14 protein-coding genes are annotated in these 12,574 nt (G+C 69.7%); 9 read left to right on the top strand and 5 right to left on the bottom strand.

The window, feature by feature from the left end; translation table 11 throughout:
- Window positions 1-9: 9 nt before the first annotated feature.
- The 3 genes from VYL96_RS03395 to VYL96_RS03385 all read right to left on the bottom strand — a co-directional run bounded on the left by VYL96_RS03395 (window position 10) and on the right by VYL96_RS03385 (window position 1,663).
- Window positions 10-264, bottom strand: coding sequence for a BrnT family toxin (locus tag VYL96_RS03395; protein ID WP_061227386.1), 255 nt, complete (start codon window positions 262-264; stop codon window positions 10-12).
- On the bottom strand, window positions 246-506 hold the full coding sequence (locus VYL96_RS03390; RefSeq protein WP_061227387.1) for a ribbon-helix-helix protein, CopG family: 261 nt from the start codon (window positions 504-506) through the stop codon (window positions 246-248). Before VYL96_RS03390 ends, VYL96_RS03395 begins: the two co-directional genes overlap by 19 nt.
- 122 nt (window positions 507-628) lie before the next feature.
- Window positions 629-1,663, bottom strand: coding sequence for an LLM class F420-dependent oxidoreductase (locus VYL96_RS03385; RefSeq protein ID WP_131885710.1), 1,035 nt, complete (start codon window positions 1,661-1,663; stop codon window positions 629-631).
- 66 nt (window positions 1,664-1,729) lie between these two features.
- On the opposite strand from VYL96_RS03385, the gene VYL96_RS03380 reads away from it, so the two are divergent.
- From VYL96_RS03380 to VYL96_RS03360, 5 genes are read left to right on the top strand one after another with little or no spacing between them, the layout of a single operon-like run.
- The gene (locus tag VYL96_RS03380; RefSeq protein WP_082767556.1) at window positions 1,730-2,767 is read left to right on the top strand and encodes a Zn-ribbon domain-containing OB-fold protein; all 1,038 of its coding nucleotides are present in this window, start codon (window positions 1,730-1,732) and stop codon (window positions 2,765-2,767) included.
- Between the two features lie 10 nt (window positions 2,768-2,777).
- Window positions 2,778-3,845 carry a thiolase family protein gene (locus VYL96_RS03375; RefSeq protein WP_061227389.1) on the top strand — a complete coding sequence of 356 codons (1,068 nt, stop codon included), beginning with the start codon at window positions 2,778-2,780 and terminating at the stop codon, window positions 3,843-3,845.
- Window positions 3,842-5,026, top strand: a complete 1,185-nt coding sequence (locus tag VYL96_RS03370; RefSeq protein WP_061227390.1) for a thiolase family protein — start codon at window positions 3,842-3,844, stop codon at window positions 5,024-5,026. The genes VYL96_RS03375 and VYL96_RS03370 overlap by 4 nt, the downstream gene beginning before the upstream one ends.
- On the top strand, window positions 5,023-5,541 hold the full coding sequence (locus VYL96_RS03365) for a nuclear transport factor 2 family protein (RefSeq protein WP_131885709.1): 519 nt from the start codon (window positions 5,023-5,025) through the stop codon (window positions 5,539-5,541). Before VYL96_RS03370 ends, VYL96_RS03365 begins: the two co-directional genes overlap by 4 nt.
- 1 nt (window position 5,542) lies before the next feature.
- Window positions 5,543-6,448 (top strand): TIGR03619 family F420-dependent LLM class oxidoreductase, encoded by a 906-nt coding sequence (locus VYL96_RS03360; RefSeq protein WP_061227392.1) that lies wholly within the window; start codon window positions 5,543-5,545, stop codon window positions 6,446-6,448.
- A gap of 248 nt (window positions 6,449-6,696) precedes the next feature.
- Here the strand turns inward: VYL96_RS03360 and VYL96_RS03355 are convergent, their stop codons facing one another.
- Complete coding sequence (locus VYL96_RS03355; RefSeq protein WP_061227393.1) at window positions 6,697-7,941, bottom strand: cytochrome P450; 1,245 nt, start codon at window positions 7,939-7,941, stop codon at window positions 6,697-6,699.
- Window positions 7,942-8,107: 166 nt separating this feature from the next.
- Here VYL96_RS03355 and VYL96_RS03350 point away from each other — a divergent pair, with 166 nt between their 5' ends.
- The 4 genes from VYL96_RS03350 to VYL96_RS03335 all read left to right on the top strand — a co-directional run bounded on the left by VYL96_RS03350 (window position 8,108) and on the right by VYL96_RS03335 (window position 11,402).
- A complete protein-coding gene (locus tag VYL96_RS03350; protein ID WP_061227394.1) occupies window positions 8,108-9,274 on the top strand; it encodes a steroid 3-ketoacyl-CoA thiolase in 1,167 nt (388 codons plus the stop codon).
- A 1-nt stretch (window position 9,275) separates the two neighbouring features.
- The gene (locus VYL96_RS03345; protein ID WP_061227395.1) at window positions 9,276-9,863 is read left to right on the top strand and encodes a GNAT family N-acetyltransferase; all 588 of its coding nucleotides are present in this window, start codon (window positions 9,276-9,278) and stop codon (window positions 9,861-9,863) included.
- Window positions 9,860-10,381, top strand: a complete 522-nt coding sequence (locus VYL96_RS03340) for a nitroreductase family deazaflavin-dependent oxidoreductase (protein WP_061227396.1) — start codon at window positions 9,860-9,862, stop codon at window positions 10,379-10,381. Before VYL96_RS03345 ends, VYL96_RS03340 begins: the two co-directional genes overlap by 4 nt.
- A gap of 106 nt (window positions 10,382-10,487) precedes the next feature.
- Window positions 10,488-11,402, top strand: coding sequence for a hypothetical protein (locus tag VYL96_RS03335; protein WP_131885708.1), 915 nt, complete (start codon window positions 10,488-10,490; stop codon window positions 11,400-11,402).
- Window positions 11,403-11,655: 253 nt separating this feature from the next.
- Here the strand turns inward: VYL96_RS03335 and VYL96_RS03330 are convergent, their stop codons facing one another.
- The gene (locus VYL96_RS03330; RefSeq protein ID WP_061227398.1) at window positions 11,656-12,573 is read right to left on the bottom strand and encodes an SDR family oxidoreductase; all 918 of its coding nucleotides are present in this window, start codon (window positions 12,571-12,573) and stop codon (window positions 11,656-11,658) included.
- Window position 12,574: the final 1 nt, after the last annotated feature.

Genomic DNA, 12,574 nt, shown 5'->3' with positions numbered 1-12,574 from the left:
ACGGCCTCCTCAGTCGAGAAGATCCAGGTAAGCCTTCCGAGCCTTCATTGCGTGGATGATCTCGATAGAACCATCGTCATACCGCAGCGCGACGATCTCGAGCACCCGACCCACAGTGTCGAACCCCAGGGCAAGAATGCGTTGTGGATGGTCATCGTCGAGTGGACCGGTCAGCAGCGGAGAATCGAATGCGGTGCGAATCTCCCCTTCGGTCAGGCCATGCTTGAACGCCGACCGCCGGAGGATCACGAGGCCGAGGCCCACTCCGCGAGTGCCCTGCGGATCGCGTCGGACCGGTTGAGGTGCTCGCGCTCCGCACGTGCCATCACGGCTTCGAGCTCAGCGTCCGTCAAACGGACGGGGACGACCTTGGACGTGCCACCCGCGCGAACCGGCCTGCCCATTCGCGGGCGGAGCCATTCCGGGTCATATCCCTTTTCCGCCTCGTCGACCCACTTGTCGATCTGGCTCTCGGTCACATCGCGACCCTCGATCTTCCGCTCCATGGCGACTAGTGTAATACGAATGTCCTCGGCGGTCACCCCCGCGCACGTGCCGTGCCCTAGACGCCCCTTCCAGGGCACCCCAGGTCAGCGCGCCGCCGCGCCGGGGGCCCCGCCGAAGCCCCTCAGTCGAGGAGCGTGGCGAGCTTCTCGATCTCCTCGACCGACCGGCAGGTCACGACGAGCATCGTGATGCCGGCGGCCTCCCACTCGGCGATCTGCTCGCGCACCGACGCCTCGTCGCCGATGATCGCCGTGGCCTCCACCATCTCGTCCGGCACCGCGGCGGCGGCCTCGTCCTTGCGGCCGGCGCGGAACAGGCGGGTGATCTCCTCGACCTCGTCCGCGAAGCCCATGCGGCGGAACGCCTCGGCATGGAAGTTCTTCTCCTCCGCGCCCATGCCGCCGGCGTACAGAGCGGTGAACGGCTTGTAGGCGTCGAGCACCGCGCGGCGGTCGTCGGTGATGTGGAGCTGGCAGAGGAACGCCACCTCGAAGTCCTCGCGGGTGCGGCGCGCGCCCGGGCGGGCGAAGCCCTCGTCGAGCCAGGCGTTGAACTCCGACGCCGTGCGCGGGGAGGCGAGGAAGCCCAGCCAGCCGTCGGCGATCTCCGCGGCCAGCGCCACGTTCTTGGGGCCCTCGGCGCCCAGCCAGATGGGTACGTCCTCGCGCAGCGGGTGGACGATCGACTTGAGCGGCTTGCCCAGACCGGAGGCGTCGTCGCCGGCGTACGGCAGCGTGTAGGCCGGGCCGTCCGAGGTCACGGGTTCCTCGCGCCGCAGGACCTTGCGGATGATGTCGATGTACTCCCGCGTCCGCGCGAGCGGCCTGGCGAACGGCTGGCCGTACCAGCCCTCCACCACCTGCGGCCCCGAGACGCCCAGGCCCAGGCAGAAGCGGCCGCCGGACAGGTGGTCGAGCGTCAGGGTGCTCATCGCGGTGGCCGTGGGCGTGCGCGCCGAGAGCTGCACGACGGCCGTCGACAGGCGGATGTTCTCCGTCATGGAGCCGTACCAGGCCAGCGGCGTGAACGCGTCCGACCCCCACGCCTCGGCCGTAAAGACGGTGTCGAACCCCGCCCGGTCGGCGGCCACTACGAGGTCGGCGTGATCGGTGGGCGGCTGCGCGCCCCAGTATCCGAGCTGCAAGGCGAATTTCATGGACACAGTGTGACCCACGCCGCCGGATCCGCGTGACGCACACCACGAAAAGCCGCCCGGAACTCGATGGAACGTGTTCTACTTACGGGTGTGACGTCCAGAGAGATCGTTGTCGATATCACCTCGCCGGACCAGCCCGTGCTGTCCGCCTCGCTGACGCCGTCCTTCAACTACACCAGGTCGACCGGCCCCGTGCTGGGAGCGTTCTTCACCGGCCTCCGCGACCGCCGCATCGTGGGCACCCGCGACTCCCAAGGCACCGTGCACGTCCCGCCGGTCGAGTTCGACCCGCATACGCGCGCGCCGCTCACCGAGACAGTGGAGGTCGGCTCGGGCGACGGGGTCGGCGGCGTCGTCGTGGCCTGGACCTGGGTTCCCGACCCCACCGAGTTCAACCCGCTCGACACGCCGTTCGCCTGGGCGCTCGTGCGGTTCGACGGCGCGGACACCGCCATGCTCCTGGCCCTGGCAGCTGACGGCCCCGAGGCCGTCAGCACCGGGATGCGCGTGCGCGTGCGGTGGTCGGCCGAGCGACGTGGCGACGTCCACGACATCGCGTGCGTGGTCCCCGAAGGGCACGACGACGACCACACCGACACCGACGCCCCGCCCACTGACGGCGAGCCCGTCACCGGGATCGTCACCCCCATCGGCCTGTCGGTGACCCACACGGCCGCGCCCGCGGAGAGCGAGTTCCTACGCGCCATCGTGCAGGGCCGGATGCTGGGGCGCCGCCGCTCCAACGGCCCCGAGGTCTACGTCCCGCCGCGCGACTACTGCCCGTCCGACGGGGTGGCCATGGGCGAGTACCTCGAGGTCGCCGACGTCGGCACCGTCACCACGTTCGGCATCGTCAACGTGCCGTTCGCGGGGCAAGAGATCAAGCCCCCGTACGTCACGGCCTACATCCTGCTCGACGGCTCCGACGTTCCCGTCCAGCACCTCGTCCTGGGCTGCGAGGCCTCGGAGATGCGGATCGGGATGCGCGTGCGCGCGGTGTGGGCGCCGGAGTCCGAGCGGCCCGCGTCCATGAAGGCCATCACGCACTTCGAGCCCAGCGGTGAGCCCGACACCGATCCCGCCACCGTCGCCACACACCTGTAGAGGACACCTCGTGACCCAGACTGCTCCCCGGGACGTGGCCGTCATCGGTTTCGCCCACGCCCGCCATTCCGAGTCCACGTTCGGCACGACCAACGGTGTCGAGATGCTCGCCCCCGTCTTCGCCGAGTGCTACCGGCAGACCGGCCTCGACCGCACCGACATCGAGTTCTGGTGCTCGGGCTCGTCGGACTACCTGGCCGGCCGCGCCTTCTCCTTCATCTCCGCCGTCGACTCGATCGGCGCCGTGCCGCCGATCTCCGAGTCGCACGTGGAGATGGACGCCGCCTGGGCACTGTTCGAGGCGTACCTCAAGATCGCCGCCGGCCACGCCGACACCGCACTGGTCTACGGCTTCGGAAAGGCCTCCGCCAGCGCGGACCTCGACACCGCGCTCGCACTGCAACTCGACCCCTACACCGTGGCCCCGCTGTGGCCGGGCCGCCATCACGTGGCCGCGCTGCAGGCCCGGTCCGGCATCGACGCCGGGCGCTGGTCGGAGGCCGAGATGGCCGCCGTCGCCGCCCGCGCACACGGCCGGGACGCCACCGAACTCCTGGACGAGCCGTACATCGCCGACCCGCTGCGCCGCCACGACTGCCCGCCCGTCACCGACGGCGCCGCCGCGATCATCCTCGCCGCCGGCGACCGCGCCCGCGAACTGGTCGCCGACCCGGCCTACATCTCGGGGATCGAGCACATCGCCGACTCCGCCGAGTTCGGGGCGCGCGATCTCACGGATTCGCCCTCGGCCCGTGCTGCCGCGGTCCGGGCGAGTGGCTCGTCGTCGTCGTCGGATCGTCCTGACCTCGGCGGCGTCGGCGTCGCCGAGCTGCACACCCAGTACACGCACCAGGAACTGCTCCTCCGCGCGGCGCTGGACCTGCCCAGCGACGTCGTGGTGACCCCGTCGGGCGGCTCGCTGGTCGCCGACCCGCTGTTCTCCGCGGGGCTCGAGCGCATCGGCTACGCCGCCGAGGCCATCTGGTCCGGAGGCACCGAGCGCGCCCTGGCCCACGCGACCAGCGGCCATCTGCTGCAGCAGAACCTCATCTGCCTCCTGGAAGGACGCACCGAATGAGCGCCCACAGCTCCGGCCTGCCCGCCGCCGTGCTCGGCACCGGTCAGACCCACCACGTCTCGCGCCGCACCGACGTCTCCATGGCCGGCCTCTGCCGCGAGGCCATCGACGCCGCCATGGCCGACGCCGGTGTGGGCTGGGACGACATCGACGCGGTGATCGTGGGCAAGGCCCCCGACCTGTTCGAGGGGGTCATGATGCCCGAGTTGATGATGGCCGATGCCCTGGGCGCCGTGGGCAAGCCGCTCCTGCGGGTGCACACCGCCGGCTCCGTCGGCGGATCCACCGCGATCGTGGCCGCCTCCCACGTCCAGTCGGGGCGGTATCGGCGCGTGCTGGCCGTGGCGTGGGAAAAGCAGTCCGAGTCCAACGCCATGTGGGCCCTTTCGCTGCCCGTGCCGTTCACCGCGCCGGTCGGCGCCGGCGCCGGCGGTTACTTCGCCCCGCACGTGCGCTCCTACATCCGGGGCAACGGCGCCCCGGAGCACGTGGGCGCCATGGTCGCGGTCAAGGACCGGCTCAACGGCTCCATCAACCCCTACGCGCACCTCAAGCAGCCCGACATCACCGTCGACACGGTGCTCGAGGGCCAAATGCTGTGGGACCCGATCCGCTTCGACGAGACCTGCCCGTCCTCCGACGGCGCGTGCGCGATCGTGATCGGCGACGCCGAGGCCGCCGAGGCCGTGGAGTCCGCCGGCCGCCAGGTCGCCTGGATCCACGCCACCGCCCTGCGCACCGAGCCGGGCACCTTCGCCGGGCGCGACTACGCCAACCCGCAGGCCAGCCGCGATGCCGCGGCCGCGCTGTGGGCCGAGGCCGGGATCACCAACCCGGCCGAGGAGATCGACGCCGCCGAGATCTACGTCCCGTTCTCCTGGTTCGAGCCGATGTGGCTGGAGAGTCTCGGGTTCGCGGAACCGGGCGAGGGCTGGCGCATGACCGAGTCCGGCGTCACTGCGCGCGACGGCTCGCTGCCGGTCAACCCGTCCGGCGGCGTCCTGTGCTCCAACCCGATCGGAGCCTCGGGCATGCTGCGGTTCGCCGAGGCTGCCCGCCAGGTGATGAATCGCGCCGACGAGCACCAGATCCCCGGCGCCCGGAAGGCCCTCGGGCACGCCTACGGCGGGGGTTCACAGTACTTCTCGATGTGGGTCGTGGGAACGGATCGTAAGCGATGAACAACCCCTACCTGGACGAGTCCGGCCAGTACCGGCCGCTCGAGTTGAGCGAGGCCGCTCTGGCGAGTCCGGCCTACGCCGCCGCCCGCCGATCGTGGGCCGCGACCAACGCCGGTGACCTTGACGCCTGGATCGCCGGCTGGGCGCCCGAGGGCTGCATCGAGGACCCCGTCGGTCCGTCGATGTTCGACGCCGAGGGCGTCGGCCACCGCGGTACCGAGCGGCTTTTGGAGTTCTGGGAAAAGGCCGTGGCCACCCCGGACCACATCGAGTTCCGCTTCGACCGCGGGATCGCCGCCGGCGACGAACTACTGTGCATCGGCACCATGCGCACGCATATGGGCGAGAACATCATGGACATCGACATCGCCGTGGACTACCGCGTCGACTCCGACGGCCGCCTGGTCTCCCTCCGCGCCTTCTGGGAACAGGAGGTCGCGCTGACCTCGGGCCTGCGGCCGCTCACCGACGACGACCGGGCGGCCATCGCCGGCGCACTCCGGAAGGACAACTGAAATGGCACGTGTAGTGGACGTCGAATTCTCCGTCCCGGTCTCATTCTCCCCCGTCGACCAGTACATCTCGATCGCCCGCGGCGCCGAGGCCGCCGGATTCGACCGGGTCGTCCTGCCGGATTCCCTGTTCCATCCGCGTCGTCAGGACAAGGAGTACCCGTACACGCCGGACGGCTCGCGCATGTGGGATGAGAATACCGAGTGGGTCGAGCCACTGATCGCCTCCGCCGCGATGGGCGGGGCCACCTCGACCATCCGGTTCTCCCCGCAGGTGCTCAAGGTCGGGCCGCGGAACCCGCTGCTGTTGACCCGGCAGGTCGCCTCCGTCGCACTGATGACCGGCAGCCGGCTCGACCTGGGCGTGGGGATCGGGTGGGACCCCAACGAGTTCGAATGGTGCGGCGCCCCGTTCAAAGGTCGCGGCAAACGGGTCGACGAGTCGCTGATGATCATGCGCGAGGGACTGAAGGGCGAGTGGATGGAGTTCCACGGCGACCACTTCGACTTCGATGAGCTCATCTTCACCCCGGCCCCGTCCGAGCAGGTGCCGTTCTACGTGGGTGGACACACCGAGATAGCCCTCAAACGTGCGGCACGGATCGGCCAGGGCTGGACCAGCGCGATGATGAAGTTCGACGAGATCGCGGCCACCGTCACGCGCCTGCGCGAGTTGCTCGAGGCCAGCGGCCGCTCGCTCGCCGACCGCGGCGACGGCAAGCCCTTCGCCATCCAGGTGGTCTGCCTGGACAGGTTCGGCACCCGTGGTTTCACCGAGCTGGCCGAGGCCGGGGTCACGGACATCATCGTGTTGCCGTGGATGATCGAGGGACTCGGCTACGACGCCACGGCCCAGCAGAAGATCGATTCGCTCCACCGCTTCGGCGAGAAGTACGGCCTCACCGGCTGACACCCGGCCTGCGGTGCCGATCAGGCGGGCACGTGCGCAGCGATGTCCTGGTACCGCCCGAGCTAGGACAGCCGGTCCCGCTCGGGGCGCCTCCCTCGCCGCGTACGCCTCCCCACCTCCCGCGGGAGCGTCTCCCCCGTGCGAGGGCGACCCCGGAAACACGTCAGCCCCGGCCCGGCCTGCGACAGCAGACGAGACCGGGGCTGCTCGGCCACCGCAGGGTGCGCGGCCGTGGGTGCGGTGTCAGCTCAGTGAATGACCGGGCACTTGAAGTCGACCTTCCAGTCCTGGATGGCGTTGAGCCAGCCCGAACGCAGGCGGGTCGCGTCGCCCATCGAGGTGATGTCGGGCATGTGGTCGGCGATCGCGTTGAAGATCAGCTCGATCTGCAGCTTCGCCAGGTTGGCGCCGATGCAGTAGTGCGGGCCGTTACCGCCGAACGTCAGGTGCGGATTCGGGTCGCGCAGGATGTTGAAGGTGAACGGATCCTCGAAGACGTCCTCGTCGAAGTTCGCCGAGCCGTACATGATCGCGGCACGGTCGCCCTTCTTCATGGTCACGCCGCCGATCTCGACATCCTCGGTGGCGGTGCGCTGGAACGACGAGATCGGCGAGGCCCAGCGGAGGATCTCGTCGTAGGTGGTGTCCGGGCGCTCGGCCTTGAACAGCGCCCACTGGTCCGGGTTGTCCAGGAACGCGATCATCCCGTGGGTCGTGGCGTTACGGGTGGTCTCGTTGCCGGCCACCGCGAGCAGCACCACGAACCAGCCGAACTCGTCCGCGGAGAGCTTCTCGCCGTCAACGTCGGCCTGGACCAACTTGGTCACCAGGTCGTCCCGCGGGTCGACCTCGCGCTTGGCGGCCAGCTCCATGGCGTAGCCGAGGATCTCGGCGTTGGCGGCGTTGGACTCGTCCGCCAGTTCCGGGATGTCGTAGCTGGTCATCTTGTTGGACCACTCGAAAATCTGGTGGCGGTCCTCCTGCGGGATACCGATGAGTTCGGCGATGGCCTGCAGCGGGAGTTCGGAGGCCACCTCGGTGATGAAATCTCCCCCGCCCTTGGCAGCGGCGGTCTCCACGATGTTCCGCGCCTTCTCGGCGAGGTTCTCACGCATCTTCGCGATGTTCCGCGGGGTGAACCCCTTGGAGATGATGCGGCGGTACTTCTTGTGCTCGTCGCCGTCCTGGTTGATGAACAGGAAGCGCGTCATCTCGACGATCTCGCGCTCGGTCCCGGGCGCGAAGCGCGGGATCGCAGTGTTCTCCCAGGTGGAGAACACCTCGTTGGTGCGCCGGGAGATCTCCTTGACGTCTGCGTGCTTGGTGACGACCCAGTAGCCGTCGTCGTCGTACCCGTCCGCGCCCGGCTCGTTGGCGCACCACCAGATCGGCTCGGTCTGCCGCAGGTGCATCCACTCCGGATGCGGAAGTCGCTTCTGGTAGAGCTCCGGGTCGGTGAAGTCGAACCCCTCGGGAATGGTGACTGGCTGCACTGGCACTCCTTGGCCGCGTCGGTTTGCGTCAGGTGTTCGCTCCCACAACCCGGATACTGCGAACCCCTCGCCCGGGCTGTAATCTAGAACACGTTCCACACACCATACTAGAACACGTTCAGCTCCGGCCAGGCCTACCTCCGGCCGGATTCCCGGAAGGAAAACCATGGGAAATCCCGTCATCGTCGAGGCCGTACGCACCCCGATCGGCAAGGCACGCGGCGCGCTGTCGGGCCTCCACCCCGCGCACCTGCTGGGCGCCTCCCAGAAAGAGGTCGTCCGCCGCGCAGGCATCGACGCCACCCTGGTCGAGCAGGTCGTCGGCGGCTGCGTGACCCAGGCCGGCGCACAGGGCAACAACGTCACCCGCGGCGCCTGGCTCGCCTCCGGCCTGCCCTGGCAGACCGCGTGCACGACCATCGACTGTCAGTGCTCGTCCGCGCAGCAGGCCAACCACTTCGTCGCCAACCTCATCCACGCGGGTGCCGTGGACGTCGGCATCGCCTGCGGCGTCGAGTCGATGAGCTGGATCGCGCTCCGCGCGGCCGTCGGCAACGGCGAGAACGGCATGCCCCGCCCCGACGACTGGACGGTGGATCTGCCCGACCAGTTCACGGCCGCCGACCGGATCGCCAAGCGTCGCGGCCTGAGCCGAGCCGATCTCGAGGAGCTGGGCGTCCGGTCGCAGGCCAATGCGCAGCGCGCGTGGGACGAAGGCCGGTTCGATCGCGAAACCTTCGCCGTCGAGGCCCCCGAGCGCCTCAAGGACGGCACCTACACCGGCGAGACGGTGACCGTCACCCGCGATCAGGGCCTGCGGGAGACCACCGCCGAGGCGCTCGCCGGCCTCACGCCGGTCCTCGAGGGCGGCCTGCACACCGCCGGCACCTCGAGCCAGGTGTCCGACGGCTCGGCGGCGGTCCTGCTCATGGACGAGGACGTCGCCAAGGCGCACGGCCTCGAGCCCCGCGCGCGCATCGTCCACCAGGCACTGGTCGGCGGCGAGCCCGAATACCACCTCGACGGCCCGGTCCAGGCCACGCAGCGCGTCCTCGACCGCTCGGGCATGTCGATCTCCGACTTCGATCTCTTCGAATGCAACGAGGCGTTCGCCTCCGTGCTCCTAAGCTGGGCGCAGGTGCACGGGCCCGACATGGACAAGATCAACGTCAACGGAGGGGCCATCGCGATCGGCCACCCCGTCGGCAGCACCGGGTCGCGGCTCATCACCACCGCCCTGCACGAGCTCGAGCGCACGGACGGCGAACGCGCCCTCATCACCATGTGCGCGGGCGGCGCCCAGGCCTCGGCGAGCATCATCGAGAGGATTTGACATGAGCAGCAACGTCATCGAGGCGGCCGCAGGACGTCGGCAGGAGATCTTTGCCGCCATCTCGTCCGCCTCCGGCACGGACGACGCGGTCAAGGCCGTATCCCACCTCCTGGCGGTCTCGACGGACGAGGCGCGCGAGGTTCTGCGCGCCCCGCTCGAGTCGTTCGTCGGCGGCGCCACCGAGCAACCGGACACCTCGAGTCCGTCGAGCTTCGCCCTGCACCCGTTCCGCGACTCGGACGAGCACAGTGCGCTGTACAAGGCGCGCTCGACCGACGCCTCGTCGGCGACGGGCGGCACGTGGGACGAGAGCCGCACGGAGCAGGAGCGCCGCGAGGGGCTGAAACGGATCGACGCCGAGTCGGCGATGTGGTTCGTCGCCGTCGACGGCGCGCGGGGCACCCAGGTGGGCCTCGTGTTCGGCGAGCAGGTCAACGACGGCGATGTTGACGTTGCGATCTGGATCCACCCGGAGGAGCGGAAGAAGGGATACGGCCTGCTGGCGCTCAAGGAGAGCCGCCGTGAGCTCGCGGCGTTCTTCCCCGGCAAGCACGTAATCGTCCGTGCACCCATGGCCGGCGGCAAGTGACGGATCAGCAGCCCGAGACCGGCACCGACGACCCACGGCGTGGCGCGCCGTGGGTCGTCGGCGTGATCAAGGTGATGTCGCGGGCCAACACGTGGCTGTACCAGCGCACGGGCGGTCGGATCGGCGGGACCTGGCGGGTGGGATCGGCGCAGCGGGCGCCGGTCCCGGTGTGTTTGCTGACGACGACGGGGCGCAAATCCGGCGAACCACGCACGGTCCCGTTGCTGCACATCCCGGACGGAGACCGCGTCCTGTTGGTCGCCTCGCAGGGCGGGCTGCCCTCGCATCCGCAGTGGTATCGCAACATCCTGGCGGACCCGTCCGTCACCGTGCAGGTGGGCCGCCGGGTCAGGTCGATGACGGCGAGGGAGGCCACCCCGGGCGAGCGGGCCGAGTTGTGGCCGCGGCTCGTCGAGCGTTACGCGGATTTTGCTGAGTATCAGGCAAACACGAGCCGCGTGATTCCGGTGGTGATCTGCGAGCCCGCGGAGAGGTCGCGCGCCGGCCGGAGTGGTTGATTCGCCAACTTGGTGCACGTCAGCCATGCGTCATCGCCGCGGACACGATGAGGTCGCCTAACGAGTGCACGCCATTGACAAATCTTCATACTCAGAGGATTCTTACGTGACTACGGCCACAACGGGGCCCATGGAGCTGAGAGGATCCACGCCCATCGGCGGTCTGGTCAGCGCGATCACCGGCTCCGCCGGCACCGCGGCCGGCTCCGGCGGCGATCTGGCCGGCGGTTCGGGAAACCTCAACCCACTCAGCGGCTCGTCCGACCTGCCCACGCTCAGCTCGGACCCGCTCTTTGGATCTGCGGCGTTCCCCAGCTCCGCCGGGTTCAACCCGCTCGGCGGTTCGGCTGCGCTCCCGCCGCTGTCCGCCAACTTCCCGGACGGCTCCACCGAGGGCATCGGTGGCTCGGCCGAGAACATCGGTACGGGCGTCTCCGGCTCGCTGACCAACGGATCTGCCGGCGACATCACCGGTCCCCTGGGCGGTTCGATCGACAGCGGCGGGTCGCTCGAGCCGGTCATCGGCTCGGTCGTCGCGGGCGATGTCACCGAGAACATCGCGGGCTCGATCGGCAACCTCTCCGACTCGCTGTCCGATCCGGACACCGGGCTGCTCGGCTCGCTGACCGGCAACGGCGGCTCGACCGGCGGCAGCGCCGATGTCCTCACCGGCTCCTTCGGCGACCTCACCGAGGTCAACGGTTCGCTCACGTCGCTCACCGGCTCGATCGAGAACGCCTTCGACATGAGCACCGCCTCGACCAACCTCGGCTCGAGGGACGGTGCGATGTCCTCCCTCGAGACTGTCAGCAGTGTCGAGGCGAGCGTCGGCGGCCTGCTGCCGATCCTGTCGCTGGGCGGCGCTGCCGCCCTCGGCGGCGCAGCCGTCGGTGCCGCCGCAGGCGCCAACGTCCAGCTTCCGCCGCTGCCGGGCTTCCCGCTGTGCGACCTGCCGCAGGCGCAGATCGATCAGCTCGCCGGCCTCGGCTCGGTCGACGCACAGAACTGCCCGCGCCCCTGATCTGATCCGGCCTCGGCCGCCACACGCCCTCTGATCAGAGGAGCCCTGCACCCCTTTAGGTGCGGGGCTCCCTCTTGTTCGCTCACGGTGTGCTCTCGACACCCGAACCTCGGTTGAAAGATAACCGTCACGCCCTGCACGACTTCGGATGCGATTCCAGACCGGATTCTCGACCAATCTGTCTTGCAGGAGGACGGCGATGTCTTGCAACCGCGCGGGCCGGGCGCGGGGGTGCGCAGGACCCGGCGTCAGGTCAGCGGACGCCGTAGACGGGGACCGGGGCCGGCGACTCGGACAGCAGACGCGGGACCACGGAGCCGAGCTCGGCCGGATCCCACTTGGCGCCCTTGTCCTCGGAGGCGGCGCGCTGCCAGCCGTCGCAAACGGTGACCTTGCCGCCCTCGACCTCGAAGACGCGGCCGGAGACATCGCCGGACTCCTCCGAACCCAGCCACACCACGAGCGGCGAGATGTTGGCGGCGTCCATCACGTCGAACGAGCCGTCCTCGGGGGCGGCCATCTGCGCGGCCATGGCCTCACCGGCGGAGGTGGTCATGCGGGTGCGGGCGGACGGGGCGATCGCGTTGGCGGTGACGCCGTAGCCCTTCATCTCGGCCGCGGTCTGGATGGTCAGCAGCGCGATGCCGGCCTTGGCGGTCGCGTAGTTGCCCTGGCCCACCGAGCCGAAAAGGCCGGCGCCGGACGACGTGTTGATGACCCGCGCCTGGCGCGCACGGCTGGCCTTGGACTCCGCGCGCCAGTACTCGGCGGCGTGACGTAGCGGCGCGTAGTGGCCCTTGAGGTGCACGTTGATGACGTTGTCCCAGTCGCTCTCGTTCATACCGACGAGCATCTTGTCGCGCAGGAAGCCGGCGTTGTTGACCAGCACATCGAGGCCACCGAAGGTGTCGATAGCCTGCTGGACGAGGTCGCGGGCACCCTCCCACGAGGAGATGTCGTTGCCGTTGACGACGGCGTCGCCGCCGGCGGCCTTGATCTCCGCCACGACCTGCTCCGCCGGGGACTCGCCGACGTTCGACCCGTCCAGGCCGGCGCCGAGGTCGTTCACGACGACCTTCGCCCCCTCGGCGGCGAAGGCCAGCGCGTGCTCACGGCCGATTCCGCGGCCGGCGCCGGTGACGATGACGACGCGTCCGTCGCAGATTCCCATT

It is taken from the genome of Dietzia maris, assembly GCF_036287335.1.
GTDB classification, from domain to species: Bacteria; Actinomycetota; Actinomycetes; order Mycobacteriales; family Mycobacteriaceae; genus Dietzia; species Dietzia cinnamea.
Note: the sequence above shows the minus strand (reverse complement) of the source record. Positions and strands in the feature narration are given on the sequence as shown.

Excerpts from the sequence above, each read along its gene's own strand:
- VYL96_RS03390 (WP_061227387.1), bottom strand. The coding sequence starts at position 506 with ATGGAGCGGAAGATCGAGGGTCGCGATGTGACCGAGAGCCAGATCGAC.
- VYL96_RS03385 (WP_131885710.1), bottom strand. The coding sequence starts at position 1,663 with ATGAAATTCGCCTTGCAGCTCGGATACTGGGGCGCGCAGCCGCCCACC.
- VYL96_RS03380 (WP_082767556.1), top strand. The coding sequence starts at position 1,730 with ATGGAACGTGTTCTACTTACGGGTGTGACGTCCAGAGAGATCGTTGTC.
- VYL96_RS03370 (WP_061227390.1), top strand. The coding sequence starts at position 3,842 with ATGAGCGCCCACAGCTCCGGCCTGCCCGCCGCCGTGCTCGGCACCGGT.
- VYL96_RS03365 (WP_131885709.1), top strand. The coding sequence starts at position 5,023 with ATGAACAACCCCTACCTGGACGAGTCCGGCCAGTACCGGCCGCTCGAG.
- VYL96_RS03360 (WP_061227392.1), top strand. The coding sequence starts at position 5,543 with ATGGCACGTGTAGTGGACGTCGAATTCTCCGTCCCGGTCTCATTCTCC.
- VYL96_RS03350 (WP_061227394.1), top strand. The coding sequence starts at position 8,108 with ATGGGAAATCCCGTCATCGTCGAGGCCGTACGCACCCCGATCGGCAAG.
- VYL96_RS03345 (WP_061227395.1), top strand. The coding sequence starts at position 9,276 with ATGAGCAGCAACGTCATCGAGGCGGCCGCAGGACGTCGGCAGGAGATC.
- VYL96_RS03330 (WP_061227398.1), bottom strand. The coding sequence starts at position 12,573 with ATGGGAATCTGCGACGGACGCGTCGTCATCGTCACCGGCGCCGGCCGC.